At 63.8% G+C, this 26,176-nt stretch carries 28 protein-coding genes; 20 read left to right on the top strand and 8 right to left on the bottom strand.

The window, feature by feature from the left end:
- Positions 1 to 80 precede the first annotated feature (80 nt).
- Entirely contained in the window at positions 81 to 668 is a 588-nt protein-coding gene (locus tag AC07Y9_RS29780; protein ID WP_102679373.1) for a LysE family translocator, read from the bottom strand.
- Positions 669 to 773: 105 nt separating this feature from the next.
- On the opposite strand from AC07Y9_RS29780, the gene AC07Y9_RS29775 reads away from it, so the two are divergent.
- The 17 genes from AC07Y9_RS29775 to AC07Y9_RS29695 all read left to right on the top strand — a co-directional run bounded on the left by AC07Y9_RS29775 (position 774) and on the right by AC07Y9_RS29695 (position 15,858).
- A complete protein-coding gene (locus AC07Y9_RS29775; protein WP_087092838.1) occupies positions 774 to 1,364 on the top strand; it encodes a GNAT family N-acetyltransferase in 591 nt (196 codons plus the stop codon).
- Positions 1,361 to 1,867: a GNAT family N-acetyltransferase gene (locus tag AC07Y9_RS29770; protein ID WP_087092837.1), complete on the top strand. Its 507-nt coding sequence runs from the start codon at positions 1,361 to 1,363 to the stop codon at positions 1,865 to 1,867. Before AC07Y9_RS29775 ends, AC07Y9_RS29770 begins: the two co-directional genes overlap by 4 nt.
- A 51-nt stretch (positions 1,868 to 1,918) precedes the next feature.
- Positions 1,919 to 2,362: an HIT family protein gene (locus AC07Y9_RS29765; RefSeq protein WP_102679374.1), complete on the top strand. Its 444-nt coding sequence runs from the start codon at positions 1,919 to 1,921 to the stop codon at positions 2,360 to 2,362.
- Positions 2,363 to 2,517: 155 nt separating this feature from the next.
- Positions 2,518 to 3,249, top strand: a complete 732-nt coding sequence (locus AC07Y9_RS29760) for a YjfI family protein (protein WP_371858194.1) — start codon at positions 2,518 to 2,520, stop codon at positions 3,247 to 3,249.
- A 26-nt stretch (positions 3,250 to 3,275) separates the two neighbouring features.
- A complete protein-coding gene (locus AC07Y9_RS29755) occupies positions 3,276 to 3,977 on the top strand; it encodes a PspA/IM30 family protein (RefSeq protein WP_102679375.1) in 702 nt (233 codons plus the stop codon).
- A gap of 166 nt (positions 3,978 to 4,143) precedes the next feature.
- Entirely contained in the window at positions 4,144 to 4,710 is a 567-nt protein-coding gene (locus tag AC07Y9_RS29750; protein ID WP_037033661.1) for a rhomboid family intramembrane serine protease, read from the top strand.
- Between the two features lie 69 nt (positions 4,711 to 4,779).
- Complete coding sequence (locus AC07Y9_RS29745) at positions 4,780 to 5,814, top strand: potassium channel family protein (RefSeq protein WP_102690506.1); 1,035 nt, start codon at positions 4,780 to 4,782, stop codon at positions 5,812 to 5,814.
- The gene (locus AC07Y9_RS29740) at positions 5,801 to 6,451 is read left to right on the top strand and encodes a DUF2491 family protein (protein WP_053260903.1); all 651 of its coding nucleotides are present in this window, start codon (positions 5,801 to 5,803) and stop codon (positions 6,449 to 6,451) included. Before AC07Y9_RS29745 ends, AC07Y9_RS29740 begins: the two co-directional genes overlap by 14 nt.
- 15 nt (positions 6,452 to 6,466) lie before the next feature.
- Positions 6,467 to 6,895, top strand: a complete 429-nt coding sequence (locus AC07Y9_RS29735; protein ID WP_009043573.1) for a DUF350 domain-containing protein — start codon at positions 6,467 to 6,469, stop codon at positions 6,893 to 6,895.
- A gap of 20 nt (positions 6,896 to 6,915) precedes the next feature.
- Entirely contained in the window at positions 6,916 to 7,632 is a 717-nt protein-coding gene (locus tag AC07Y9_RS29730; protein ID WP_007920978.1) for a DUF1190 domain-containing protein, read from the top strand.
- A gap of 11 nt (positions 7,633 to 7,643) precedes the next feature.
- Positions 7,644 to 8,801: a glutathionylspermidine synthase family protein gene (locus tag AC07Y9_RS29725; RefSeq protein WP_102679377.1), complete on the top strand. Its 1,158-nt coding sequence runs from the start codon at positions 7,644 to 7,646 to the stop codon at positions 8,799 to 8,801.
- A gap of 437 nt (positions 8,802 to 9,238) precedes the next feature.
- Entirely contained in the window at positions 9,239 to 9,523 is a 285-nt protein-coding gene (locus AC07Y9_RS29720) for a hypothetical protein (protein ID WP_102679378.1), read from the top strand.
- A 289-nt stretch (positions 9,524 to 9,812) separates the two neighbouring features.
- Positions 9,813 to 12,530 (top strand): magnesium-translocating P-type ATPase, encoded by a 2,718-nt coding sequence (gene mgtA / locus AC07Y9_RS29715; RefSeq protein WP_102679379.1) that lies wholly within the window; start codon positions 9,813 to 9,815, stop codon positions 12,528 to 12,530.
- Between the two features lie 167 nt (positions 12,531 to 12,697).
- The gene (locus AC07Y9_RS29710; protein WP_007920984.1) at positions 12,698 to 12,913 is read left to right on the top strand and encodes a hypothetical protein; all 216 of its coding nucleotides are present in this window, start codon (positions 12,698 to 12,700) and stop codon (positions 12,911 to 12,913) included.
- Positions 12,914 to 12,934: 21 nt separating this feature from the next.
- Positions 12,935 to 14,644 (top strand): Na/Pi cotransporter family protein, encoded by a 1,710-nt coding sequence (locus AC07Y9_RS29705; RefSeq protein ID WP_102679380.1) that lies wholly within the window; start codon positions 12,935 to 12,937, stop codon positions 14,642 to 14,644.
- On the top strand, positions 14,632 to 14,985 hold the full coding sequence (locus AC07Y9_RS29700) for a DUF2493 domain-containing protein (RefSeq protein ID WP_007920988.1): 354 nt from the start codon (positions 14,632 to 14,634) through the stop codon (positions 14,983 to 14,985). The genes AC07Y9_RS29705 and AC07Y9_RS29700 overlap by 13 nt, the downstream gene beginning before the upstream one ends.
- 87 nt (positions 14,986 to 15,072) lie before the next feature.
- Positions 15,073 to 15,858 carry a PA4824 family protein gene (locus AC07Y9_RS29695; protein WP_102679381.1) on the top strand — a complete coding sequence of 262 codons (786 nt, stop codon included), beginning with the start codon at positions 15,073 to 15,075 and terminating at the stop codon, positions 15,856 to 15,858.
- Positions 15,859 to 16,037: 179 nt separating this feature from the next.
- On the opposite strand, the gene AC07Y9_RS29690 is transcribed toward AC07Y9_RS29695, so the two are convergent.
- The 3 genes from AC07Y9_RS29690 to AC07Y9_RS29680 form a co-directional block, all read right to left on the bottom strand.
- Positions 16,038 to 16,667 carry a LysE family translocator gene (locus AC07Y9_RS29690; protein ID WP_007920992.1) on the bottom strand — a complete coding sequence of 210 codons (630 nt, stop codon included), beginning with the start codon at positions 16,665 to 16,667 and terminating at the stop codon, positions 16,038 to 16,040.
- A 57-nt stretch (positions 16,668 to 16,724) separates the two neighbouring features.
- The gene (locus AC07Y9_RS29685) at positions 16,725 to 17,645 is read right to left on the bottom strand and encodes a pyridoxal-phosphate dependent enzyme (RefSeq protein WP_102679382.1); all 921 of its coding nucleotides are present in this window, start codon (positions 17,643 to 17,645) and stop codon (positions 16,725 to 16,727) included.
- 85 nt (positions 17,646 to 17,730) lie between these two features.
- Positions 17,731 to 18,387: a ribonuclease T2 family protein gene (locus tag AC07Y9_RS29680; RefSeq protein WP_053260895.1), complete on the bottom strand. Its 657-nt coding sequence runs from the start codon at positions 18,385 to 18,387 to the stop codon at positions 17,731 to 17,733.
- Between the two features lie 436 nt (positions 18,388 to 18,823).
- Between AC07Y9_RS29680 and AC07Y9_RS29675 the strand changes: the two genes are divergently transcribed.
- The gene (locus tag AC07Y9_RS29675; RefSeq protein ID WP_102679383.1) at positions 18,824 to 19,522 is read left to right on the top strand and encodes an AzlC family ABC transporter permease; all 699 of its coding nucleotides are present in this window, start codon (positions 18,824 to 18,826) and stop codon (positions 19,520 to 19,522) included.
- Positions 19,522 to 19,833, top strand: a complete 312-nt coding sequence (locus tag AC07Y9_RS29670; protein WP_009043562.1) for an AzlD domain-containing protein — start codon at positions 19,522 to 19,524, stop codon at positions 19,831 to 19,833. Before AC07Y9_RS29675 ends, AC07Y9_RS29670 begins: the two co-directional genes overlap by 1 nt.
- A 16-nt stretch (positions 19,834 to 19,849) precedes the next feature.
- Here the strand turns inward: AC07Y9_RS29670 and nudK are convergent, their stop codons facing one another.
- A complete protein-coding gene (gene nudK / locus AC07Y9_RS29665; RefSeq protein ID WP_102679384.1) occupies positions 19,850 to 20,755 on the bottom strand; it encodes a GDP-mannose pyrophosphatase NudK in 906 nt (301 codons plus the stop codon).
- Between the two features lie 284 nt (positions 20,756 to 21,039).
- Between nudK and AC07Y9_RS29660 the strand changes: the two genes are divergently transcribed.
- Positions 21,040 to 21,507 carry a hypothetical protein gene (locus tag AC07Y9_RS29660; RefSeq protein WP_102679385.1) on the top strand — a complete coding sequence of 156 codons (468 nt, stop codon included), beginning with the start codon at positions 21,040 to 21,042 and terminating at the stop codon, positions 21,505 to 21,507.
- 127 nt (positions 21,508 to 21,634) lie between these two features.
- Here the strand turns inward: AC07Y9_RS29660 and fabV are convergent, their stop codons facing one another.
- The 3 genes from fabV to AC07Y9_RS29645 form a co-directional block, all read right to left on the bottom strand.
- Positions 21,635 to 22,831: an enoyl-ACP reductase FabV gene (gene fabV, locus AC07Y9_RS29655; RefSeq protein WP_016704607.1), complete on the bottom strand. Its 1,197-nt coding sequence runs from the start codon at positions 22,829 to 22,831 to the stop codon at positions 21,635 to 21,637.
- 208 nt (positions 22,832 to 23,039) lie between these two features.
- Positions 23,040 to 24,329, bottom strand: coding sequence for an NAD(P)/FAD-dependent oxidoreductase (locus tag AC07Y9_RS29650; protein ID WP_102679386.1), 1,290 nt, complete (start codon positions 24,327 to 24,329; stop codon positions 23,040 to 23,042).
- Positions 24,329 to 25,918, bottom strand: coding sequence for an amino acid permease (locus AC07Y9_RS29645; RefSeq protein ID WP_102679387.1), 1,590 nt, complete (start codon positions 25,916 to 25,918; stop codon positions 24,329 to 24,331). The genes AC07Y9_RS29650 and AC07Y9_RS29645 overlap by 1 nt, the downstream gene beginning before the upstream one ends.
- Positions 25,919 to 26,176: the final 258 nt, after the last annotated feature.

Here is a 26,176-nt window from a genome sequence, read left to right as displayed (position 1 = left end):
CTCATCGCGAGCAAGCTCGCTCCTACAGAGGACGCGATCTCTGTAGGAGCGAGCTTGCTCGCGATAAAGCCAACGCCGATTCAAGGCAACAACAGATACACCGCGCTCGCCACCAGCAGCGCTGCCATGCTGCGGTTGAACAGGCGCATGCCCTTCGGGTTGCTCAGGTACTGGCGCAAAAACGTCCCGGCGTAGGCCCAGCAGGCAATCGACAGGTAGCAGATCACGAAGTACACCAACGCGAACTGCCACACCAGCAGCGCCTCGCCATTGGCGGCAAAGGCCCCCATGCCGGCGACGCAGGCCAGCCAGGCCTTGGGGTTGAGCCATTGCATGATCGCGCCGTACCAGGCCGACGGCACCTTGGCCTTGTCGTCGCTGCTCAGCCGGCCGTCGTCCACCGCCAGCTTCCAGGCCATGAACAGCAGGAAGGCCACCCCGAACAACTGGATGCCACGAGTGAGGAACGGCCATAGCCGCAACAACTCATGCAAACCCAGGCCGATCAGCACCAGCAACAGGACAAAGCCCAGGGTCGCGCCACCGACATGCCGCAGGCTGGCGCGAAAGCCGAACTGCGCGCCGGAACTCAGGGCCACGATATTGACCGGGCCGGGGGTAATCGAAGAGGCTAGCGCGAAGGCCGCCATGGAAAACACTACGCTCATCACACACCTTCAAAGGATCAATCGGAGAGTCCGGTGACCAAGGTAAGTGCGCAGGCCGCCCAGTGTATTGAAGAAAAATACCCCCCTCGCGTATGGACGAATCCCATGACCGATGCTCCCTCCTCCGCGACCACCCTCACCGCCCGCCTGCTGTTGCGCGCGCCAACGGCCGCCGACCTGGACGTCACCCACCTGCTCCACAGCGACCCGCGGACCCAGCGCTATAACCCGGCCGGCCCGGACAGCCGCGAGAGCTGCCAGCACCGGCTGCAGGGCTGGATACAACACTGGCAGGACCAGGGTTTCGGCTATTGGGTGGTCTGCGACCGCGCCCAGCCCGAGCGGGTGCTGGGGTTCGGCGGCGTCATGCACAGCCGCTTCGGCGAGCGCACCGGGCTGAACCTGTACTTTCGCTTCGCCGTCGATGCCTGGGGCCAGGGCTACGCCAGCGAAATGGCCGGCGCCGCGCTGCACCTGGCGTTCCGCGTGCTGGGCAAGGAACAGGTGATCGGCCTGGTGCGCCCCGACAATCTGCCGTCGCGTCGCGCCCTGGAACGCCTGGGCCTGACCCTGGACGGCGAACTGGACGACTTCCCCGGCCTGCCCTCCAGCCTGCTGTACAGCCTCAGCGCCGAACGCTACTTCGCGGCCCAGGCCACATCGCCCACCGACACTGTGCGGAGCCTGGAACCATGAGCCTGATCGAGCTGCACCCGGCCCAGCGCGACGAGCTGGAATGCATCGAAAACCTGATGCAGTTCTTCATGTACGAATTCAGCGAGTGGCTGCCGCTCAAGCTCGGCCGCCACGGTCTGTTCCAGATCCAGCCGAAGACCGAATACTGGCGCCAGCCCGGCACACGTCCCTGGCTGCTGCGGGTCGACGGCGAACTGGCGGGCTTTGCCATCGTCGACGAGCAGGTGCACTTTGCCGAGGTGCAGTACAACCTCGCCTACTTCTTCGTGGCCCGGCGCTTTCGCGGTCGCGGCATCGGCCGGCAGGTGGTGAGGCAACTGCTGGAACAGCTGCCCGGGCACTGGCAGATCGTCCACATCGATGACAACCGGCCGGCCCGGGATTTCTGGGCCCGGGTCATTCCCACGCTCGTCGGCGACGCCTACAGCTGTCATCCAATCACGGCAGACGGCTACCCCTGCACCCTGTATAAATTCCACACCCCGACATCGCCCGGGCAATGATCGAAGCGCAATCATCAACAGCCTCACCCGCCGCACAAGGACCGCCCCGGCATGGATTCAATGAGCCTTCTGGACACCGAGCACTGGCGCATCAGCTATCGCCGCGATGCCCGCCACCCAGGCAGCCTGATCGTCGCCTCGCGGAGCAACGCCCGCGACCTCGCCGACCTTGCACCAGCAGCGCTGGTCGCCCTGGGCCAGGTCCTGGCCCTCAGCGAACGCCTGCTGAGCCAGGAGTACCAGCCGCACAAGGTGGTGTTCTACAAGCTGGGGTTCTCCAGCGGCTTCAGCGTGCATTTCCACGTGGTGGCGGTGACCCGGGAACTGCTGCAAGAGATAGTCGAACACCCGGATTACCCCGACGAACCCGACGGCAACGACGCTATCCTGTTTGTCAGCCGCGAATACGCCGAACGGGCGCTGACACCGATGGAACAACAGGAACAGACGCAGCAGGTCGAACGCCTGCGCCAGCGGCTGGCGAGCTTGAATTGAACCCCGGAAACCTCGCCTTACCAATGGAAACTACCGTTCCAGAGGCGTCCAGCTATTTTTTCGATGCGTCAAAAATATCACGCGTGAGTCATTGAGCCGTAACAAAATCCCCTGTAATGTTCTCACGCGTGATACGTGCACAACGGAGTCACCCCATGAAAAAGACCCTCCCGGCCAGGCAGCCTGCTGACCTACCGGCTTCCTCAGAGAGTCGACAAGGAGAGCGCTCGAAACCTTCCAGTAACAAGGCCTCCAGCAACAAGGCCCCCAGCAAGGCTTCCGCCAAGAAGCCGTCGAGCTTCTACATGAAGCAGATGCGCGCGGGCCTGAGTGCCGCTGGTTATGTGAAACACGAAACCTGGGTACTTCCGGAAAACCGGAGCGTGCTCAAGCACATTGAGAAGAAGCTGCGCCAACCCCTGATCGGCGGCGCACCGGTATTGGAGAATGACATGATCGCAGGTGAGAACTGGACCATCGACCGCCTCTTCGGCGCCTTGCAGGCCCTGGACGAAGTGACCTCGAACGAAATCGGCCTGAGCCTGATTCAAGGCGCCGAGCCAAGCATCAAGCTGGAAATGCACGACTTCGGCGGCCTGCCGATCTACATCGCGGTGGTCGGCGAGCAGATCATCGTCGACACCGTGCTGGTGGACCTGGAGTCGATCAACGACGTTGCCCGCTTCAATGACGCTGTGCTGCGCAGCCGGGAGATGTTCCCCCTCTCCTCGATCGGCATCGAGTCCATGCCCAACGGCCAGACCGTCTACAACATGTTCGGCGCCCTGAGCGCCAGCTCGAACCTGACCAACGTGGTGACCGAGGTCAAGACCCTGGTGGACAACGTCCAACGCGCCACCGAAGCCTTCGAAAGCTTCTTCAACTGATTGCCGAGAATCCGGAGTACACCTACATGACTCAGTCCATCTGGAACAAACTGTTCACCGCCCTGCGCGGCGGCGCCAACGAAGTCGGCGAGAGCATCGCCGACCAGCAGGCCCTGCGCATCCTCGACCAGGAAATCCGCGACGCCGACAACGCCCTGTCCAACGCCAAGCGCGAGCTGGTCACCATCATGGCCAAGCACAAGCTGTCCACTGAGCGGGTCAGTGAATTCACCGCGAAGATCGCCGACCTGGAATCCAAGGCCCTCGCCTCGCTGCAGGCCAACCGCGAAGACCTGGCCCTGGAAGTCGCCGAAGCCATCTCGACCCTGACCACCGGCCTGGAAGCGGAGCAGAAGCAAGCCAGCGAATTCGGCACCTACGCCGAGAATATGCGCAAGGACATCGGCAAGGCCGAAGCGCGCATCCGCAGCCTGCGCCAGCAAGTGGACATGGCCAAGGCCCGGGAGAGCGTGCAGAAGGCCCAGGTCAGCGCCTCGATCGCCAGCGGCGGCGCCAACGGCAAGCTGGAAACCGCGGTCAACACCCTCAACCGCCTGCAAGCCAAGCAAGACCAGCGCGCGGCGGAAATGGAAGCCCAGGAGCAACTGGCCGATGCGAGCAACGGCAACGACCTGGAACGCCGCCTGCGCGAAGCCAACATCGTGCCGGACCAGGGCAGCGCCAACGCCATCCTCGAGCGCCTGAAAAAGCAGAAGTCGGCCGAGTAAACAGCGCTGTTGCACCACTCAACCTGTAGGAGCGCAGCTTGCTCGCGATGGTCGTTAACGATGTCGCGTACTGCCTGGATGAGCGCGGCGCCCTCCAGTCCATCGCGAGCAAGCTGCGCTCCTACAGTGAATCGTCTGTGTTTTCTCGGCCTCCTGGAGGGCCTCGATGGCCGTTGCAAATGGTTTCAAGACCCTGGCGGGCCTGGCCCTGGTAATGATCGCCGTACAGGTGCTCAACAGCCTGAGCGGCTACAGCCTGAATCTCTTCGGCCTGATCCCGCGCACCCTGCAGGGTTTGCCGGGGATACTCGCCTCGCCCTTTCTCCACGGCTCCTTTACCCACCTGACCGCCAACCTGGTGCCCTTCCTGATCCTCGGCGCCATGGTGATCGCCGAAGGCCAGCGGCGCTTCGTGGTGGTCAGCCTGATCATCATCCTGCTCGGCGGCGCACTGGTCTGGCTGTTCGGCTTCAGGGGCATCCACGTCGGCGCCAGCGCCTGGGTCTTCGGCCTGTGGGCCTACATCCTCACCCGCGCCTGGCTGCTGCGCAGCTGGAGCAGCCTGCTGGCCGCCGCGGTGACGATGTTTCTGTATTCCGGCCTGGTCCTGGGGTTCCTGCCACGGGCCGGGGTGTCCTTCGAAGGGCACATCTTTGGCGCCTTCGCGGGGTTTATCGCAGCAAAAGTGCTTTTATCCGGCGCCAAGCCGATGTCTAATGCCGCGCGGCAATGAGCCATGCCTTGCCCGGGCACGGCGCGCTGCATCACGGATAGATCTGCTCATCAGGAAATCAGGGATTCGATGTCGATTTTCATCTTGCTTCGGGTATACGCGGCCACCTTCTTCCAGCGCTTCGGCTGGATGGGCCTGGCCATCGCACTCGGCGTGCATGCCGCAACCTCCTATCTCGGCCTGGTGGCCCTGGGCGAGCAGCACCTCACCGCGCCCGCGACCTTCATCTATTTCTATTTCACCACCACCCTGACCGTGGGTTATGGCGACCTGTCGCCGCAATCCGCCGCCGGCCGGGTGTTCGTCGCCGTGTGGGTGATGCTCGGCGGCATCGCGCTGCTGACCGCGGCCATCGGCAAGACCACCAGCAGCGTTATGGACCTATGGAGAAAAGGCATGAAAGGCAAAGGCGACTTCACCGGCAAGACCGGGCATACCGTGCTGGTCGGCTGGGAAGGCGCGTCCAGCGAGCGGGTGATCGAATTGCTGCTGCAGGACGAAACCTCCAACGACAACCTGATCGTCATCTGCGACGCCAGCCTCGACGAGAACCCGATGCAGGGCAAGGCCGCCTTCGTCAAGGGCGAAAGCCTGTCGTCCGCGGCCCTGCTGTTGCGCGCCGGGGTGCCCGGCGCCGAACGGGTACTGGTGCGCACCAGTTCCGACGACCTGACCCTGGCCAGTGTGCTGGCGATCAACCAACTGCGCCCCAGCGGCCATGTGGTCGCCCACTTCAACGACAGCGAAATCGCCACCCTGGCCGCCTCCTACGCCCCCAAGCTGGAGTGCACCTCGAGCATGGCCATCGAGATGCTGGTGCGCTCCTCCCAGGACCCGGGCTCCTCGGTGGTGATCAACGAACTGCTGTGCGTCGGCCAGGGCGCCACCCAATACGTCATGCGCCTGCCCGAGACTTACGAAGGCCGTTTCGCCGAGTTCTACGTACACCTCAAGGAACGCTACAACGCCACCCTGATCGGCTACCGCGCCCGCGGCGCGCAACACCCGCAGATCAACCCGCACAGCGATACGCGGATCCAGGGCGGCGAACTCTTCTACATCGCTTCCAGCCGCCTCAAGGACATCGACAATGGGATGGTTTAAACGCTTTCTGGGGCTCCAGGCCCCGGCCACCACAAGCTCGAGCTTCGCCACCGGCCCACTGGGCCTGAGCATGGGCGCGGGCATCCGCTTCGATGCCAGCCTCAAGCTGCTGCTCGCCGACAACAGCCGCGTAGCGATTCCCGGCGACCAGGCGGTCTACAGCGAAGGCCTGGTGGACCTGGGCCAGTCCGAATGGCTGTCGCGCTACTACCTGGACGACGAGGACTACTGGCTGCAGGTGCACACCAGCGGCGGCATCGACGGCCAGGTCAAATCGATCATCCTGTTCAACTACCTGAGCAACCAGGCCGTCAACAGCGAAGCCGAGCTGCGGCGCCTGGCCGGCCCGAACAGCCTGATCGGCCAGCCCACCTACAGCCTCGACGGCGTCGAGTACCTGCGCGAATGGGGCACCGAAGCCGGACAGACCGAGCTGGTGCCGCTGCGCGAGCAGGTGTCCAAGCCGGACGAGACCTTCGCCTTCGAAAGCCACTCGATGCTCTATGCCCGCGACACCGGCCTGACCAATCGCCGCGAGTTCCTGCTGTTTTCCGTGGAGCAATACGCCGACGGCAGCGTCAGCCTGGTGACCTCACTGGGCATTTCCCTGTACATGACCGACCTGCAAACCCTCTGACAAGGACCAGAACCCATGCTTGAAGCCCTTTCCATCTCCCTGAACAAATTCGCCGTGGTCGGTTTCCTGACCTACATCCTCGGCGCGGCCGTGCTGTTCGCCCTGTTCCAGTTCGTCTACACCCGCCTGACGCCGCACAAGGAATTCCAGCTGATCCGCGAGGGCAACGTCTCCGCCGCCATCGCCCTGGGCGGCGCCATCATCGGTTTCGCCATCCCGGCGAGCAACGTCATCGCCTACTCCATCAGCCTGCTGGACTTCGCCGTCTGGGCGCTGATCGCCGCCGTGGTGCAACTGCTGGCGTTCCTGATGACCAGCCTGGTGCTCAAGGGCACTTCGCAGCGCATCCGCAACGGCGAAATCGCCGCTGGCATCTATGTCGCCGCCGTGGCCATCAGCGTCGGCCTGCTCAACGCCGCCTGCATGACCCCTTCGCAGAACTGATCGACCGCACGGAGCCCTCGATGAAACGAAGCCAATACGTTCAGCTCTCCCTGGCCGCCTCGGTGGCCCTGGCGATCTCGGGCTGCAACTCGGAGCCGGAGACCCTCGCGGTCCAGCAGAAATTCAACTTCCAGTCGGTGCAGGAATGCGTGGACGGCAAGATCGCCGTGGACGTCTGCTCCGATGCCTATATCAAGGCCATGGCGGAGCACCGCGCCCAGGCGCCGGTCTACGACAACCAGGCCGATTGCGATGCCGACTTCGTCGAAAACTGGTGCCAGGTGGATTCCAGCGGCAAGTTCGTGCCCAAGCTCGGCGGCTTTGAAATCAACGCCCAGGGCGCCTTCACCCGCGAACAGCTGGCGGCAGCCGGGGTCAGCCCCGAGGCTGGCCGCAGCTCGTCGTTCAGCAGCAATGACAGCGGCCTGCTCACCGGCCTGCTGATCGGCAACCTGCTCAGCGGCGGCAACCGCAACTATTACTCCGAGCCGGTCTACCGCTATCGCGACGACCGCGGCAGCTACGCCAACTCGACGCTCAACCAGCGCATCGCCAGCGGCTCGACCTTCTCCAAGTCTCGCCAGGCGCAGTCGGGCAGCGGTTTCCGGACCACCACCCGGCCGATGTCCGTGTCCTCCTCTACCTCCCGCGGCGGCTTCGGCAGCCAGGCCAGCGCCCGCAGCGGCTGGGGCGGCTCCAGCTCCTCGAGCTGGAGTTCGGGACGCTCGAGCAGCTAAGGAGGCGCGCCATGAAGAAGATCCCCTGCAACGAACGCCCGGACTGGCGACAGACCGCGGAAAAACTCGGCTTCCTGTTCCACACCATCGACGGCGAAGCCTACTGGGACGAAAGCGCCTACTACCAGTTCAGCCTCAAGCAGATCGAGGACGACCTGGAAGACCCGACCACCGAGATCCATGAGATGTGCATGGACCTGGTGGACCGGGTGGTGCGCAGCGAGGCCCTGCTCGATCGCCTGAGCATCCCGCCGGCCTTCTACGACATGATCCGCACTTCATGGCTCGAGGGTCACCCGCACCTCTACGGCCGCCTGGATTTTTCCTACGACGGCCAGGGCCCGGCCAAACTGCTGGAGCTCAACTACGACACCCCCACCAGTCTCTATGAAACCGCGGCGTTCCAATGGGGCTGGCTGGAGCAGAACATCGAGCGCGGCCTGCTGCCGCGGCATGCCGACCAGTTCAACAGCATCGACACCCGGCTGCACCAGGCTTTCGCCCAGCTGGGGATCAAACGCCCGTTCTATTTCGCCTCGATGAAGGATTCGGTGGAAGACCGCGCCACCACCGACTACCTGCGCCTGATCGCGGAAAAGGCCGGCATCGAGTCGCGGCACATCGACGTGGAAGACATCGGCCTCACCGCCGAAGGCCGCTTCGTCGACCTGCAGGACCGCTGGATCCCGCACCTGTTCAAGCTGCACGCCTGGGAGTTCATCTTCCACGAGCCCTTCGGCGCGGCGATCGCCGCCAGCGACACGCAGTTCTTCGAGCCGGCGTGGAAATCCATCCTCTCCAACAAGGGCATCCTGCCGCTGCTCTGGGAAGCCCACCCGGGCCACCCGAACCTGCTGGAAACCCACCTGGACCCGCACCCGCAACGCGAGGTGCCCAAGGGCTGGGTACGCAAGCCGTTCTTTTCCCGCGAAGGCGCCAACATCGAGTTGCGCACCCCGCAGGACGAGGTGGTCAAGGAAGACGGCCCCTACACCGACGCGCCCTACATCCTGCAGTCCTTCGCCCCGCTGCCGCGCTTTGGCGACAGCTACACCCTGATCGGCTCCTGGGTCATCGGCGACCAGGCCGCCGGCATCGGCGTGCGTGAAGACAACAGCCTGATCACCAAGGACTCCAGCCGCTTCCTGCCGCACCTGATCCTCGACTGACGATTCGCCCTATTCGCCGGGGCGCGCAATGCGCCTCGGCCTGTTTCTCAATGGCTACAGCACAATAACTATCTCCAGCATTGTTATGGCCGTCATTCAGAACTGCCTTATATAACTTGCCCATCATTTATCTGAGTTCCGCTACAGACCTTGCTTAAAGCTGAACGAATATATGATTCGTGGCAATTTAATCTTGACTTGACAGGTGGCCCTGAGTAAATTGCGCGGGCCGGCCAAACCGGCCTTTTTTCAACTCACAAAAGAAGCCAATGGACACAGTATCTAGACGCTGTCTGGTCGATGCGCTTGCGCAGGGCTGGGCACTTAACCCAGAACATGACGGGACTCGACTTTTCGGTCGGGTGAGCTGCGCTAGAGCTTGACGCTCCTTCGTAACTTGCCTTCACCGGAGCCAGTCCGGTCGCGAGGCAACTGTTATGAACTTCAAATCCACTGTAATGCCCGGCGTACGCGCCTTTGCATCGACCATGCGGGTCAAGCCCTGCGCTGAGCGCGCGGCCGTTTCCCGGGTCGGCACCCTGTATTCCACCCCCTCCTCGCAAACCCGGCCGCGGGCCAACTGGCGCGTCTGCCCGGTCACCTGCCGGCTCCAGCAACGCTGGAGTTTCGACGACAGCCAGGACCCTCAGAGTCGGAGCCTGGCCGGCCTCCTCATGCAGGCCGACCTGCTGCTGAGCCTGTCCCGGGACTCGCACTTCTAGTTCAACCGAAGGCACTTTCAAGTCCTTCCTGAACGTTTTCCCTAATAAGGAATTCGGCAACTTCCTATTGCCTGCTTACAACTAAAAGTTGGTGGTAATTGTTATGGACGAAGCCAGTAGTAGGTTCGTCGCCTGTTCATGTTCATTGAATAGGCGGCGAACGTTAAAACCAATAAAACGCAACTACCTGAATCGATCGCTTACTTGCGGCTCGACATACGTTCGCTCGTCTTTGAATAGGTGAGTGGTCTGTGTGTCGTGCCGCAAGCCTGCGGCAGGAGCACACGTAATGACTACGGTAAAAACCCGCACCTCCTCCTCGCAAAACTCCACCCGCGACGACACCCGGCTGTCGATGCGCGCCGCCCGCGAAGCGCAGAACAGCCTTGGCGTGACCCTGGACAACGTCAAGTCGAACGCCAACGGCCTGACCGAGCTCGACGCCGAAGGCCGCCTGCAGCGCGACGGCTTCAACGAAGTGGCCCACGACCGGCCGCCGCATGCCCTGGTGCAATTGCTGCAAGCCTTCAACAACCCGTTCATCTATGTGCTGATGACGCTGACCGCCATCAGCTTCTTCACCGACTTCTGGCTGCCCCTGCAAGCCGGCGAGGAAACCGACCTGACCGGGGTGATCATCGTCCTGGTCATGGTCCTGGCCAGCGGCCTGATGCGTTTCTGGCAGGAGTACCGCTCGGCCAAGGCCGCCGAGGCGCTCAAGGCCATGGTGCGGACCACCGCCACCGTGCTGCGGCGCGAGCAGATGGGCATGAAAGCCGCGCTGCGCGAAGTGCCGATGCGCGACCTGGTGGTCGGCGACATCGTGCAACTGTCGGCCGGCGACATGATCCCCGCCGATATCCGCCTGATCGAATCCCGAGACCTGTTCATCAGCCAGGCGGTGCTGACCGGCGAGGCGCTGCCGGTGGAGAAGTACGACACCCTGGGCGCGGTGCAGGAGAAATCCGCCCACCGCACGGCTGCTGCTGACCAGCAGGACCTGCTCGACCTGCCGAACATCTGCTTCATGGGCACCAACGTGGTCAGCGGCACCGCCACCGCGGTGGTGGTGGCCACCGGTGCACGGACCTACTTCGGCTCCCTGGCGCGCTCCATCGTCGGCTCGCGGACCCAGACCGCCTTCGACCGCGGGGTAAACAGCGTCAGCTGGCTGCTGATCCGCTTCATGCTGGTGATGGTGCCGGTGGTGCTGCTGATCAACGGTTTCACCAAGGGTGACTGGGCCGAAGCCTTTATGTTCGCCCTGGCGGTGGCCGTCGGCCTGACCCCGGAAATGCTGCCGATGATCGTCAGCGCCAACCTGGCCAAGGGCGCCGCGGCCATGGCCAAGCGCAAGGTGGTGGTCAAGCGCCTCAACGCGATCCAGAACTTCGGCGCCATGGACGTGCTGTGCACCGACAAGACCGGCACCCTGACCCAGGACCGGATCATCCTCGAGCACCACGTCGATATCAGCGGCAGCCGCTGCGACCAGGTGCTGCAACTGGCCTGGCTCAACAGCTACCACCAGAGCGGCATGAAGAACCTGATGGACCGCGCGGTGGTGAGCTACGCCGAAAACAACCCGAAGTTCAGCGCGCCCGACGCCTGGAGCAAGGTCGATGAACTGCCGTTCGATTTCGTCCGCCGGCGCCTCTCGGTGATCCTCGCAGACGCCAGCGGCCATCACCTGCTGGTGTGCAAGGGCGCGGTCGAGGAAATGCTCGACACCGCCACCCGGGTGCGCCAGGACGGCGTCACCGTGGCCCTCGACGCCGGGCGCCGGGCGGCGCTGCTGGAGCTGGCCGAGGAATACAACCGCGACGGTTTCCGCGTGCTGCTGGTCGGCACCCGCGACCTGGCGCCGGGGCAGACCCGCCAGCAGTACAGCGCCAGCGACGAGCGCGAGCTGATCATCGAAGGCTTCCTGACCTTCCTCGATCCGCCCAAGGAAACCGCCGGCCCGGCCATCGCCGCGCTGCGCGAGAACGGCGTGACGGTGAAGGTGCTGACCGGCGACAACCCGATCGTCACCGCGAAGATCTGCCGCGAGGTCGGCCTGGAAGTCGGCCAGCCGCTGCTCGGACGGGATATCGAGCACATGGACGACGCGGTGCTCGCGCGCCTGGTGGAAGAACGCACGGTGTTCGCCAAGCTCACCCCGCTGCAGAAATCCCGGGTACTCAAGGCCCTGCAGGCCAACGGGCACACCGTGGGTTTCCTCGGCGACGGCATCAACGACGCCCCGGCGCTGCGCGACGCCGACGTCGGTATCTCGGTGGACAGCGGCACCGACATCGCCAAGGAGTCGGCGGACATCATCCTCCTGGAAAAGAGCCTGATGGTGCTCGAAGAAGGGGTGATCAAGGGCCGCGAGACCTTCGGCAACATCATGAAGTACCTGAACATGACCGCCAGTTCCAACTTCGGCAACGTGTTCTCGGTGCTGGTGGCCAGTGCGTTCATTCCGTTCCTGCCGATGCTGGCGATCCACCTGCTGCTGCAGAACCTGATGTACGACATCTCCCAGCTGTCGCTGCCGTGGGACAAGATGGACAAGGAATTCCTGCGCAAGCCACGCAAGTGGGACGCCAAGAACATCGGGCGCTTCATGCTGTGGATCGGGCCGACCTCGTCGATCTTCGACATCACCACCTACGCCCTGATGTGGTTCGTGTTCGCCGCCAACAGCGTGGAAATGGCCGCCCTGTTCCAGTCCGGCTGGTTCATCGAAGGCCTGCTCTCGCAGACCCTGGTGGTGCACATGCTGCGGACCCAGAAGATCCCGTTCATCCAGAGCACCGCGGCGCTGCCGGTGATGCTGATGACCGGCCTGGTGATGGCCCTGGGTATCTACGTGCCGTTCTCGCCGCTGGGTGCAATGGTCGGCCTGGTACCGCTGCCGTGGGAATACTTCCCTTGGCTGGTCGGCACCCTGCTGTGCTACTGCGTCGTCGCCCAGACCATGAAGACCCTCTACATCCGTCGCTTCAAGCAATGGTTCTGAGGGCCTGACGGTCCGCTTTGCTGCCATCGCGAGCAAGCTCGCTCCTACAGAACACACCCCCCTTGTAGGAGCGAGCTTGCTCGCGATAGCCGCAAGGCGGCGCTACCCCAGGCACCGCCCATCCAGGTATCGCAAACACCGGGCCCCGCCCAAGTGGAGCACCCAGCATGAAACCGATCATCGAGCTGCTGTCATCGGCCGAACGCGCCTTGCGCGCGCTGCTGGTGATCGTCCTGGAACGGATCGCCACCCTACTGACCAAGGCCAGCGTGCGGCTATATGCCCGGGGCCTGCTGAGCGGGGTCGAGATCCGCCTGCTGCTGGGCTTTGCCAGCGCCCTTCATCGCCGCTGCATCCGCCTGCTGCGATCCGCCAAGCCATGAAACACACAAGGGAGAGTCCTCATGTCGGGAACTACTCTGCTGATCAACCTCGCTGGCTCCATCGCCCTGCTGCTGTGGGGCACCCAGATGATTTCCTCGGCGCTGCTGCGCGGCTTCGGCACCCAACTGCGCCAGTGGCTGGGGCAGCACCTGAACAACCGCTGGATGGCCCTGCTGTCCGGCATCGCCATCACCGGGGTCCTGCAAAGCAGCACCGCAGTGAGCCTGATGGCCAGCTCCTTTACCGCCACCGGCACCCTGGGCCTGGCCCCCGCGCTGGCGGTGATGCTCGGGGCCAATATCGGCTCGACCCTGGTGGTGCAACTGCTCAGCGTCGATATCTCGATCCTCACGCCGCTGGTGCTGCTGGCGGGCTTTATCGTGTTCCGCCTGCGCGACGACTCGCGTTTTGAAAGCCTCGGCTGCGCGCTGATCGGCCTGGGGCTGATGCTGCTGGCCCTGCGCATGCTCGGCGGCACCCTGGGCGAAGTGGAAGGCACGCCGGTGTTCGCCGCGCTGATGCGTGGCCTCGACGGCGACCTGCTGATCGCCCTGCTGGCGGCGGCGCTGCTGACCTGGCTGTGCCATTCCAGCGTCGCCGTGGTGCTGCTGGTGGCGTCCCTGGCCGCCACCGGGCTGCTGTCGTCGGTGACCGCCATGGCCCTGGTGCTGGGGATCAATATCGGCGGCGCCCTGCCGTCGCTGCTCAACGCCGACTCCAGCGTCGCCCGGCGCCTGCCCCTGGGCAATCTGCTGGTGCGCCTGTGCGGTGCCGCCGTGCTGCTGCCGTGCCTGCCCTGGATCGCCCAGAGCGCGCCGGTCGCCGCCCTCGATGCCAGCCTGCAGGTGGTGTACCTGCACAGCCTGTTCAACCTGGTGCTGGCCCTGCTGTTCATCGGCCTGACCGGGCCCATGGCGACGCTGCTCAGCCGCCTGCTGCCGGAGCCGCCGCGCGACGTCGACCCAGGCATGCCGCACTACCTGGACGAAGCCGGCCTGGCGGTGGCCAATATCGGTCTGTCCAACGCCGCCCGCGAGGCCCTGCGCCTGGCCGACATGCTGTCGCTGATGCTCGACCGGGTGCTGCGCCTGTTCCAGGCCTCGACCCCGGCCGGTGCCGATGAGGTGCGGCGCATCGACCAGTCGCTGGACCTGCTCAGCGCGGCGATCCGCGCCTACCTGGCGGATATCGGCCAGGACGGCATCAGCGACCAGGACGCCGACCGTGCCCAGGAAATCCTGCTGTTCGTGATCAACCTGGAACACGCCGGCGACATCCTCTCCAGCAGCCTGACCCAGCTGGCGGCGCGCCGGCTGCGGCGTGGCGAGCAGTTCTCGGTGTTCGAGCTGGACTGCATCGAGCCCTTGCACCAGGCCGTGATCGACAGCCTGAGCCTGGCGATCACCGTGTTCCTGCGCGAAGACCTGGCCAACGCCCACCAACTGGTGAACCGCAAGGAACTGGTCAGGCGGCTGGAAGCCGACGCCAGCCGCGAGCACTTTCGCAGCCTGCGCGAAGACCGCACGGCCTGGGCCGAGTCCGGCGACATTTTCCAGCGGGTGCTGCGCGACTACCGGCGCGTGCACCACCACATCGCGGCCCTGGCCTATCCGGCGCTGGAGCGGGCCGGCGAGCGCGACCTGGATAACGCCGAACTGGGCGAAATGCTGCTGGACAACCCGTTGAGCATCCAGCCGACGGCGCAGGAGACCGCACGATGCGTGTCCTGATCTGCGCCGGGCGCCACTGCGCCGACGTCCAGCTGTGCCGGCGGGTACTCGACGCCTTTCAGCGCCTGCATGAAGTGCAGGTGCTGATCCACGGCGGCAGCCAGTTCCTCGGCGCAGAAATAGAAGACTGGGGCCGGGAAATCGGTGCCGACATCGTGCGTTACCCGGCCAACTGGCAGCTGCACGGCAAGCTCGCCGAACGCCTGCGCAACGCCTTCATGCTGCGCGACAGCCGGCCCGACATGGTCATCGCCCTGCCCGGCGGCGACGACACCGAAGAGCTGGTGGCCCTGGCCAGGGCCGCCGGCATCCAGACCCTGTCAGTGAGCGACTGGCAATGACCCTTTTCCCCACTCGACTACTTCCCCACTCGACTACGCAGCGGCCCACACAGCGCGGCCGCTGCCCATGCCTTAGCGAGAACCGACATGTCCAAATACAGCCCTTCGCGCCACAACCGCTTCGCCAGCCTCACCCGCGACCTGCCCCCGGCGAAACGGCGCATGCTGCGGCGCAACCTGATGTTCGTCACCATCACCCTGAGCCTGATCGGCCTGCTGACCCTGGTCGCCAAGGCCAACGCCGCGGGCGGCGCCTATGTGGTGGACGACGGCGCGATCAACGCCCCGGGAGAGTGCAACCTGGATATCTGGTACCAGAGCCTGCGTCACCAGGGTTCCAACCATGGCGCGGTGATCTCCCCGGCCTGCACCTTCGCCGCCCTGCCCTGGTTGCAGGTGGGTGCCGCCATTGAGCGCAACCGTGAGGACGGCCACGGCGAAACCCAGCTGAGCCCGCAACTCAAGGCGCAACTGTGGAACCGCGAAGACCTGGGCCTGCAACTGGCGCTGGCGACGTCCGCGCATTTCGCCCTCAACCGCAACCACTCGTTCGACGGTGGCGACATCAGTCTGCCCCTGACTTATCAGCCCCTGGACAGCCTGCGCCTGAACCTCAACGCCGGCTGGGCCCACGCCTATGACGACGGCCAGCAGAACCACCACTGGACCTGGGGCGGCGGCTTCGAATACGACCTGGGCGAACGCCTGACCCTGGTCGCCGAGCGTTACGGCCAGCGCGGCGGCGAGCAGGCCTGGCAAGCCGGGCCACGGCTGCACCTGGGGGCGAACCTGGACCTCGACCTGGTGCTCGGTGGCCAGTTGAACGAAGGCCGCGACCGCTGGCTGACCAGCGGCGCGACCTTGAGGTTCTAGAGGCTGTTTCAGAAAGGTCGCGCCAGGGACAACGCGGTGTGCCTGACACACCGCCTCGCGAGCAAGCTGCGCTCCTACAGGATCGGCGCCTGCCGCGAGTCCGCGCTCGCCGCAAAGCCTGTAGGAGCCAGCTTGCTGGCGATAGGCGCAGCGCGCCGGCAGGTCAGACTAATGCAGACTCAGCGGATATCGCTGCGCCGATACAGGCTCAGGCCCAGCGCCAGCACCGCGAGCATGCCGGCGCAGCTGCGGTTGATCCACAGCATCGCCCGCGCGGAGAAGGTGCGCATGGCATAGCGCCCGCCAAAGGCGTAGGTCGCCATCATCACGCAATTGATCGCCGTGCTGACCAGCGCCAGGATCAGGTACTGCTGCGCCACCGGCTGGTCGGGGCGCACGAACTGCGGCAGGAAGGCCGAGAAAAACAGCAACCCCTTGGGGTTCGACAGCCCCACCAGCAATGAGCGCATGAACGCCCCGCGCCCGCTGCTGGCAGCGCCGCTGCTCTGCGCGGCCAGCGCCGTTGTCGGCGCCTTCCACAGCACCCACGCCAGGTACAACAGGTATGCCGCACCGCCCCACTTGACGATGGAAAACAGCTGCTCGGAGGCTTGCAGCAACGCCCCCAGGCCGCAGCCCACCGCACCGATCAGCAACAGGTCGGACAGCATCGCGCCAGCCATGCCGCAACCGGCGATGCGCATGCCATGGGTGGCACCGTTATTGAGAGCCAGCAGCATCGACGGCCCCGGGGTCATCATCACCGCGCTGACGGTGACGACGTACAAAAACAATGTGGTGGCGTCCATCCGAACCCTCCGTAAAACCACAGGTACAACAGGTCGGCCAGCATACACCAGGCGCTTTCAGCCCGGCAGTGACGCGCCCCAGTCCGCCACCTGGCGGGCGCTGATGCTGACGCCGCCGCACACCACGATCACCACGTCCCGCGCCGCGGCGATGGCCGGGTGATCGAGGTAGGCCACGGCCAGCGAGACGCCGCAGGCCGGCTCCACCAATTGCCGCAGATTGTCGGCATAACGCACCACGCCGAGGATCGCCTCGGCATCCGACAACACCAGCGACTGATAGGGAAAACCCTGGATCTGCTGCAACGGCCAGGCCGCCACCTGGGCCGCGCCGAGGGAACTGGCGACGGTGTCGATCTTCGCCAATTTGACCGGGTGCCCGGCCGCCAGCCCCGCAGCAAAGGAAGCGCTGCCGGTGGTTTCGCAGGTGATGATCCGGCAGTCCTGGCGCTGGTGGTGCAGCAGGCCGGTGAGGATGCCGGCCAACAAGCCTCCGCCGCCCACCGACGCCACTATCGTGTCGACCTGCGGACAGTCTTCGAGGATTTCATCGACCATGCTGCTGTGCCCTTGCCACAGCACCGGGTGGTCGAAGGCCGGCACGTATTCGCTGTCGGCAGCGCTGCTCAGTTGCAACGCGCGTTCGTTGGCTTCATCCCAGACCTGGCCATGCACCAGCACCTCGGCGCCGGTCCGGGCGATGCGTTCGCGGGTGGTTTGCGCGGTGGTCTGCGGCACCACGATGCAGGCCTGCAGGCCAAGGCTGGCCGCCGCCATCGCCGTGGCCAGCCCGGCATTGCCGCCGGAGGGACAGACCACGCGGCGCTTGCCCTGCCGCGCCGCCTGGGTACAGAGCAGGCCCAGGCCGCGCATCTTGAACGAGCCGCCGGGCTGCAGGTTTTCCAGCTTGAGCCAGATACGCCGGGTGGCCGTGGACAACCCGGGATGCAGGATCAGGGGGGTGCGGATATGCAGCATCATGGGCTCCTTGGACGAAGACGGGCGTCTTGCAACCATAGATGCTCAGGCTAGCCTATGCCGCCTCCCCCTGGCCGCTCGCCGGTCAGCGAATCGGCGGAATGCGGATATCGCCTTGGCGGCACTGGGTGCGCACGCCCTTGCCACACGCGCCGAACCCCAGGTTCTTGTCCAGGCAGACCCGCACTTCGGAGAGTTCCGGGCCGCTGCACAACACCGCTACGCCCTTCTCCGGGATGCCTGGGTTGGCCTGGCGGAACAACTGTTCGATCTCCCGGGCCTCGAAGTAATGCACGGTGGTCGAAGGTTCCAGCACCTGAGGAATCTTCACCTTGCCCAAGGCCTGGTCGGAGGTCTCCAGGTAGCCCATGGCGCCCAGACCGCTGCATGTGCCGTGCTTGCTCCATTCGTGCTCCATCAGCTTGGCGGTGGGGAACAGGGTCAAGCCCTTGGCCCGCTCTTCGGCGTTCAGCTGCGTCAACGGCGGGCAGGACTGCGGCCAGCCGCCCTTGGCGTATTGCGGCCACAGGCCGTGCAGGACAAAACCGTAGCCCTTGCCGGAGCACTGCTCGTTTTCCGGATGGGTCAGGCAAAAGGTCGGCGACCAGGACAGCGACAGCAGGTAGTAGTCGAACACCCCGGCGACCGAGTCGCGCTGCTGCCGCGCCTCTCGTGCCTGGCTGACCCCGACGGTGCAGATCATCAGCGCGGCCAGTGCCGCGGTTGCGAACAGTTTTCTCATAGACCCTCTCCTTGGGATGGGGCAGTGAATGAACGGCCCCGTAGTGACCTGGCCGGTAGCGGCCAGACACTCTTCTTGGCACGGGGCTGTTGCAGGAAGATGACAGGCCGGCTTCTCCAAGGAAGAGGCCGGTCGATACTAGCGAAGCGTTGTAGCAGACAGATCGGGTTGGCGCCATGGCCGACAGATTACGAACCGGTCATGGACTCGCGGTGAATACTAGCCTCTGTAGGAGCGAAGCTTGCTCGCGAGGCGTCGTATCAGGCACACCGCGTTACCCCAATCGCCGGCAATCGAGCGTCGACCGGCCGCTCCTACAGAAGCATCTGCGGGGTGAACGAAATAACGATCGTTGGCGCCAAGTGCGCAAGATCGTTCAAGCCATTTCCGTCGCGGGCTGGCACAGTCGGTTCCCGTTCCTTGATTGCAGGCTGTCATGTCCAGCGTTCTTCTTCCCCGCACCGCGTTCCTGCGCGGTGCCGTTGCCATCCTGCCGCTGTCCCTGGCCACCGCGCCCTGGGGGCTGCTGGCGGGTTCCATGGCCATCGAGGCCAGCCTCACGCCCCTGCAAGGCCAGGGCTTGTCGAGCATCGTCTTCGCCGGCGCCGCGCAGCTGGTGGCGATCGGCATGCTCAAGGGCGGCGCGGGGATTTTCTCGATCCTGCTCACCACTCTGCTGCTGACCTCCCAGCACCTGCTGTACGGCATGAGCATGCGTTCGGTGATTGCGCCGCTGCCGGGGCGCTGGCGGGTCGGCCTGGGGTTCCTGCTCACCGATGAGCTGTTCGCCCTGACCAGCCAGCACGACAAGCAGCAGTTCGACCGCTGGTACGCCCTCGGCGTGGGCCTGACGTTCTATATCGCCTGGAACCTGTTCACCCTGGCCGGCATCGTGCTCGGGCGCGCTATTCCCGGGCTCGAACACCTGGGCCTGGACTTCTCCATCGCCGCCACCTTTATCGCCCTGATCACGCCGCTGGTGCGCAACGTGCCGACCGTGGTCTGCGTGGCGGTGTCGCTGTTCTGCTCGGTGCTGTTCAGCTACTGGCAATGGGGCTCGGCCCTGGTGCTGTCGGGCCTGCTGGGCATGACCGCGGGTTTTCTCTGCAACAAGTTCTACCGGGAGCGCACATGATGGTCTGGGCAGTGATTTTCGGCATGGGGTTGCTGGTGTTTCTCAACCGCTATGTGTTCCTCGAACCGCGCCTGCCGGTGCGCCTGAGCAGCAACGCCCGGCAGTTCCTCGGTTTCGCCGTACCGGGCATGCTCACCGCGATCTGCGGGCCGATCGTGTTCATGCCCGAGCACCAGCTGAACCTGGCCTACGACAACCCGTACCTGATCAGCTCGCTGGTGGCCATCGTGCTGGTGATCTACACCCGCAACACCCTGGTCAGCATGCTGCTGAGCATGGCGTTCTTTTTCCTGCTGCGGTGGTGGTTGTAGGGGCTGGAAAAAATGGCTAACGCGGGATGTCCTGCAGAGAACGGTAGACCGGCAAGCCCAATTGCTCGCCCATGGCGACCAGGGCATCGGCACGGGCGCAGGCCCCGCCGACGCGCAGCAGCGCGTCGCAACGCTGCAACTGCTGCCGCGCACGCGCCTGGAACTCGTCGACAGCGCTCGAAGCGTCCGCCGCCAACCCCAGCCACTGGCCGAACACGGGGCTGTGCCCGGCCTCGAACAACTGCGCGGCCCAGTCGTCCAGGCTGGCGACCTGCTGCGCCAGCGCCGCCGCATCGTCGGTGGCCGAGTACCGGGGCGCGGCCACCAGGATCGTCAGGCGGCGCGGCGGCATCAGGCGCAGTTCCAGGTATTGCAGGAGCATGATGGTCTTGCCGTCGACGATCTCGCCGCTGCGCACCATGTCCAGCGCCTGCTGGTAACCCAGCTCCAGCACCTCGATGTCCTCGCCCTCTTCCTCCAGGCCGCCACCGTCGCCGATACGATCGTCGGGGGAGTATTCGCCGATGAAAAAGTGGATGCGCTCGGTGACCGAGCCGGGGCTCATGAAGGCTTCATAAACCTTCTCCACCGCGCCGACGCGGTAGCCGGTTTCCTCTTCGGCTTCCAGGCGGATGCGCTCCTCCGGGCTGGCATTGTCCAGCAGGCCGGCGGCGGTCTCGATCAGGTAGCCGCTGTGCTCGTTGACGTAGGTCGGCATGCGGAACTGGCGGATCAGCAGCACCGTGCGCCGCTCGCGATTGTACAGCAGGATGGTCGCGCCATTGCCGCGGTCGTAGACCTCGCGGGTCTGCGCCTGCCAGCTGCCGTCGCGGCGCTGCAGGTCGAAGCTGTATTTCTTCAACAGGTACCAGTTGTCGGAGAGCATCTCCTCGGCGGTGATGCGCACGGGTGCGGCTTGCATGGTCTTCCCCCTTGGCAATGGGCCGACATTCAACACGAGTGATGCGCCAGATGTCGATCTCGGCAGAGCGGAAGGACAGGAACAGTGATGGCAAGATCGTCGAACGGGAAACCTGCGGTGATGGAGACAAGCAGCGGCCTAGCCACGCCCATGGAATCGACCCGCCTGCCCAGGCATGACATTGGGAACAGGGTGATGGCATATTGCCTTGCGCCATTCAATCCAATGGCCTTCACTAAACACCCGAGTCACCTCGGACGATACAACCCGACAAGGAAAGGACAGTGACAAATACTGCGAGTAAATCCACGTTCAAAAAAAGCCCGACGCTCTGGAAGGACCTTGGCGTTCTGATCCTATGGCTGATCGTCCTTACAGCGATCGTGATACTGGGCGCGACAAAACTCTTCGATAGCACCTTTGACTACCGGTTCTTTACAGCACGAATGGCGCCTGTCTATTCGCTATTCGGCACTATCTGCCTGGCCTATGAGTTCTTTACCTGTATCCGTAACGAACGCAATAAAACCTGGCTGACCCAGGAACTGGGTAAAAACCTAGAACACAAGATTGCCGCTGGGGCCATCGTCATAGCCTCCGACCGCCTGCGTCGAATCCAACAGCTGGACCAGGAAATAGCGAGCCTGAACGCTGACCTTCAACATGAAAACCAGTTCATCGGACGCAAATATGTCTTCGGCGTCGTTGGCATCTGCCTGACCCTGCTGTCGACCATGCTGCAATTGCCCTGAGTCTTGCAGAACCGTTGCGCAGAACGCCCCGCTTCGATCACGGCATCCAGCCACTGGTCATCCGCCTGACGCAGAAACGACAACGCCCCTCATGGGAGGGGCGTTGGCGATGACGCATTAAGTTCGCTTACACCTGGATCAGGTTGGCGATCTTCACGTCCGGATCGACATCGGCTTCATAGTCGACGCCGTCGATCTCGAAACCGAACAGGCGCAGGAATTCCTGCTTGTAGCCGGCGAAGTCGGTCATCTGGTAGAGGTTTTCGCTGGTGACTTCATCCCACAGCTGCTTCACGCGGTCCTGGACGGCAGGTTCCAGTTCCTTGTAGTCGGCACGCAGGCGGCCTTCCTGGTCGATGATCGGGTTCGGGTTGTACAGGCTGTCCTTGTACAGACCGTAGACCTGTTCGATGCAACCTTCGTGACTGCCCTGCTCTTTCATGACCTTGAACAGCAGCGACAGGTACAGCGGCATGATCGGGATCGCCGAGCTGGCCTGGGTCACCACGGCCTTGAGCACCGAGACCCGCGCGTCGCCGCCCAGGTCCGACAGTTCCTTGCGGATGCCGATGACTTTCTGGTCCAGGTCCTTCTTGGCTTCGCCGATGGAACCGTTCCAGTAGATGTCGTGGGTCAGCTTCTCGCCCAGGTAGGTGAAGGCGGTGGTTTTAGCGCCTTCGGCCAGGACGCCGGCTTCGTGCAGCGCGTCGATCCACATCTGCCAGTCTTCGCCGCCCATCACGGCCACGGTGCCGTCGATTTCTTCCTGGGTGGCTGGCTGCAGGGTGGTTTCCTTAACGATTTCCTTGTCGGTGTCGACACCGCGCAGGGTCACCGATTTGCCCAGCGGCTTGAGGGTCGAGCTCAGGACTTCGCCGGTTTTCGGGTGGGTACGGCGCGGAGCGGCCAGGCTGTAGACCACCAGGTCGATCTTGCCCAGGTCGCGCTTGATGGTTTCGATGGTCTGGCGCTTGACTTCGTCGGAGAAGGCGTCGCCGTTGATGCTCTTGGCGTACAGGCCTTTTTCTTCGGCGAACTTGTGGAAGGCCGCGGTGTTGTACCAGCCGGCGGTGCCGAGCTTGCCGTCAACGCTGCCGCGCTCGAAGAACACACCCAGGGTGTTGGCGCCGCAACCGAAGGCGGCGGTGATACGTGCGGCCAGGCCGTAGCCGGTGGAAGCGCCGAGCACCAGTACGTTCTTTGGCCCAGCGTCGATGGTGCCTTGTTCGGTGACGTAGTCGATCTGTTGCTTGACGTTGGCTTCGCAACCGACCGGGTGGGTCGTCACACAGATAAAGCCGCGAACGCGGGGTTTGATGACCATACACAATCTCCCAATTTCAATATGCCAAGAGCCAATACGGGCTGCAGCAGCGTCACTTGTTCAAGTCGTAGACGCTCGGAACGTCCTCGCGTCACGCCTTGGGTTTTCAATGAGTGCAGATTTGCCCGCCAGCATAAGTTCATTCCGGGGTTTGGGCCAGAAAACGCTGAGATTGCTCCATGACCGTCGGGCCTGGGAAAAGCGGCGGTCATTTGTTCAAACGGTGGGCATCGTAGGCATCCAGGGCCTGATAGGCGCTGTAGGTCGCCTGCGCCGCGACCAGGCCGGCCAGGCCGAAGGTGGGCACCAGGCCGAACTTGCCAAAGCCCTGGGGAATGGGGATGGCCTTGGCGATGGCATCCGCCAGCACTTCCCCCGCCACCGTGGTCGGCGCCATGCCGTGACCGCCAAACCCCACGGCATGCCACACGCCGTTATCGTCCCGGCCGATCTGCGCCATCTGCTGGCGGCCGTAGCTCATCAGCCCGCCCCAGGAATACTCGATCTCGACGTCGGCCAGTTGCGGGTAGACCGTGATCAGGTCGGCTTTGAGCAAGCCGGCGATCGCCTGCGGGCCCCGATTGAGGATGGAAATACGCCCACCCCAGAGGATCCGGCTGTCCGCCAGCGGGCGGTAATAGTCGAAGGCAAAGCGGGTGTCGTAAATGGCCGACTCGCAGTTGATCGCCTCCCGCAAACGCTCGCCCAGGGGCTCGGTCGCCACCACATAGGTGGCAATCGGCAGCGTCGCCCGCTCCACCGGCCGGTACAGCCCACGGGCGTAACCACCCGCGGCGAACACCACCTGTTCGGCCAGGACTTCACCACCCGCGGTCCTGACCAGGTACTTGCCGCCCTGCCGCTCGATCGCCAGGGCCGCGGAGTGTTCGTGGATATCGATGCCGTAGCCGGCGACAGCCGCCGCCACGCCATACACATATTTGAGCGGGTGGAAGTGAAAGGCATTGCTCTCGAACAAGGCGCCGAAATAGCGCTCGGTCTTGAGCTTTTCCCGCAACTCGCCCGGCGCCACATACTGCCAGTCGACGCCATAGACCTCCTTCATCAGCTGCCGAGGCTTTTCCAGGCGCGCCGGGTCGTTGAACCAGTTGGCCAGCAGCACGCCCCTGTCGGTCAGGTCGCACTGGATACCGTATTGCCGGACGCGCTGGCGAATCAGGTCGACCGCGTCGATGGTCAGCCGGTAGAGCCGCCGCGCTTCCTCGCGGCCCAGGGTCTTGAGCAGCTCGGCATTGCCCAGGCAATAGCCGCCGAATACAAAACCGCCGTTGCGCCCCGAGGCGCCGTGCCCCACGGTGTGGGACTCCAGCACCACCACGTCGGTCACCCCACGTTCGGCCAAACCCAGCGCCGTGGAAAGCCCGGCCAGCCCGCCGCCCAGGATGCATACCCGGGTCTCCACCCGGCCGCCGAGCGCCGGATAAGCGGTCTTTTCAACCGTGGCCTGGTAATAACTTTCGAGAAAATCCTGACTCATCACTTGGCTCCGACCTGGGTCATTCGCACAGGAAGACCCGCATTCTCATTCATAGCCGATTCCAGCGGCGGGCAAGTCTCGGACTTGTTGCGAATCATCGAAAAGCTCATGTCATCGAACCTGACAAACCTGGAGCCACTGATGACTTTGTGCGCCAGCCAGATCGCCAGGAATAGCACCAGGCCAATATAGGTGGCGGTCAGCCCGGCCCAATCGATCGAGTCGCCGAGCAGGGCTTGATAGTTCTGCCCCAGGGTGACGAACAGGCACAGGACAAAGGCGAAAATCGGCCCGAACGGAAAGAACCGCGACACATAGGGCAGATTGCCCAGGTCATGGCCCTGGCGCACATAACCGCGACGAAAACGATAGTGGCTGACCGCAATGCCCAGCCAGGCGATAAAGCCGAGCATGCCCGAGGTGTTGAGCAACCAGTTATAGATCTGCCCCGGGCTGAAGATGAAGGTCAGGAAGCACAAGGCCGCCACCGTGGCCGTGGCCAGCAACGCCCACCGTGGGGTGCCGGATGCGCTCAAACGGGCGAAGATCGCCGGCGCCTTGCCCTCCAGGGCCAGGCTGTAGAGCATCCGCGAGGAGGCGTACATACCGGAGTTCCCGGCGGACAGCACCGAGGTCAGGATCACCGCGTTCATCACCACGGCCGCGCCGAGCATGTCGGCCCGTTCAAAGATCAGGGTGAAGGGGCTGACACGGATATCGGACACCCCATTCCTCAACAGGCTGGGGTCGTTGTAAGGAATCAACAGGCCGATGATCAGAATGGTCAGCACGTAGAACAGCAGGATCCGCCAGAAGATCTGCCGCACCGCGCGCGGCACGTTTTTCCCGGGGTCCCGGGTTTCACCGGCGGCGATGCCGACGAACTCGGTGCCCTGGAACGAAAAACCCACGATCATCGCCACCCCGACCAGGGCCCCCAGGCCGCCGACAATCGGCGCATCGCCAATCGACCAGAGCCTGGGGCCGGCATTTTCGCCGCCGCTGAGAATGCCGAACAACATCAGAATGCCCACCGTGATAAACAGCAGGATAGTGATGACTTTAATCAGGGCGAACCAATATTCGGACTCACCGAACAAACGCACCGAGGCCATATTAAGTGCGGTAATGATCAATAGAAAACCCGCACTCCAGATATACCCCGGCACCTCCGGAAACCAATAAGCCATGATGATCTGCGCGGCCACCAGATCGACCGCAATGGTCACCGCCCAGGCATACCAGTAGTTCCATCCCAGGGCGAAGCCGAAACTTTCATCGACATACTTGGAGGCATAAGTCGAGAACGAACCGGTGACCGGCATGCAGGACGCCAGTTCACCGAGGCTGGTCATCAGGAAGAACACCATGGCGCCGATGACCACAAAGGCCAGCAGCGCGCCGCCCGGCCCGGACTGGGCAATGGTCGAGCCCGAGGCGACAAACAGCCCGGTACCGATGCTGCCGCCAATGGCGATCATGCTCAGGTGCCGGGGCGTCAGGGTTCTTTTCAGTCCGCCGGCGCTTTTCTCGCTGTGAAAATCGCCGGTCAGGTCGCACGCACCCGGCACTTTTGTGGAGTCTGTCATGGATCACCTTTTTATTATATTTAAGCCACCGATGAGTTAACTCACGCGGTATGGCAGTGTCCCTTGATTGTTTTTCCTCCCCACTAAAGCCCACAAAAATACCGCTGACAAATGATTTTCCCGAATCACATCAGTCCCATACGGAATACGCCAACAGTTACAAAATCCAATAATCAGAAACACTAAACACCCACAACTAAACATCTAACAAACCGTCAGGTTTAATTGGTTTTCGACGGCATAAAACAGAAAATCCCT

The sequence above is a fragment of the Pseudomonas sp. GW456-L12 genome, assembly GCF_059424045.1.
This window is presented reverse-complemented; position numbering and strand designations above follow the sequence as displayed.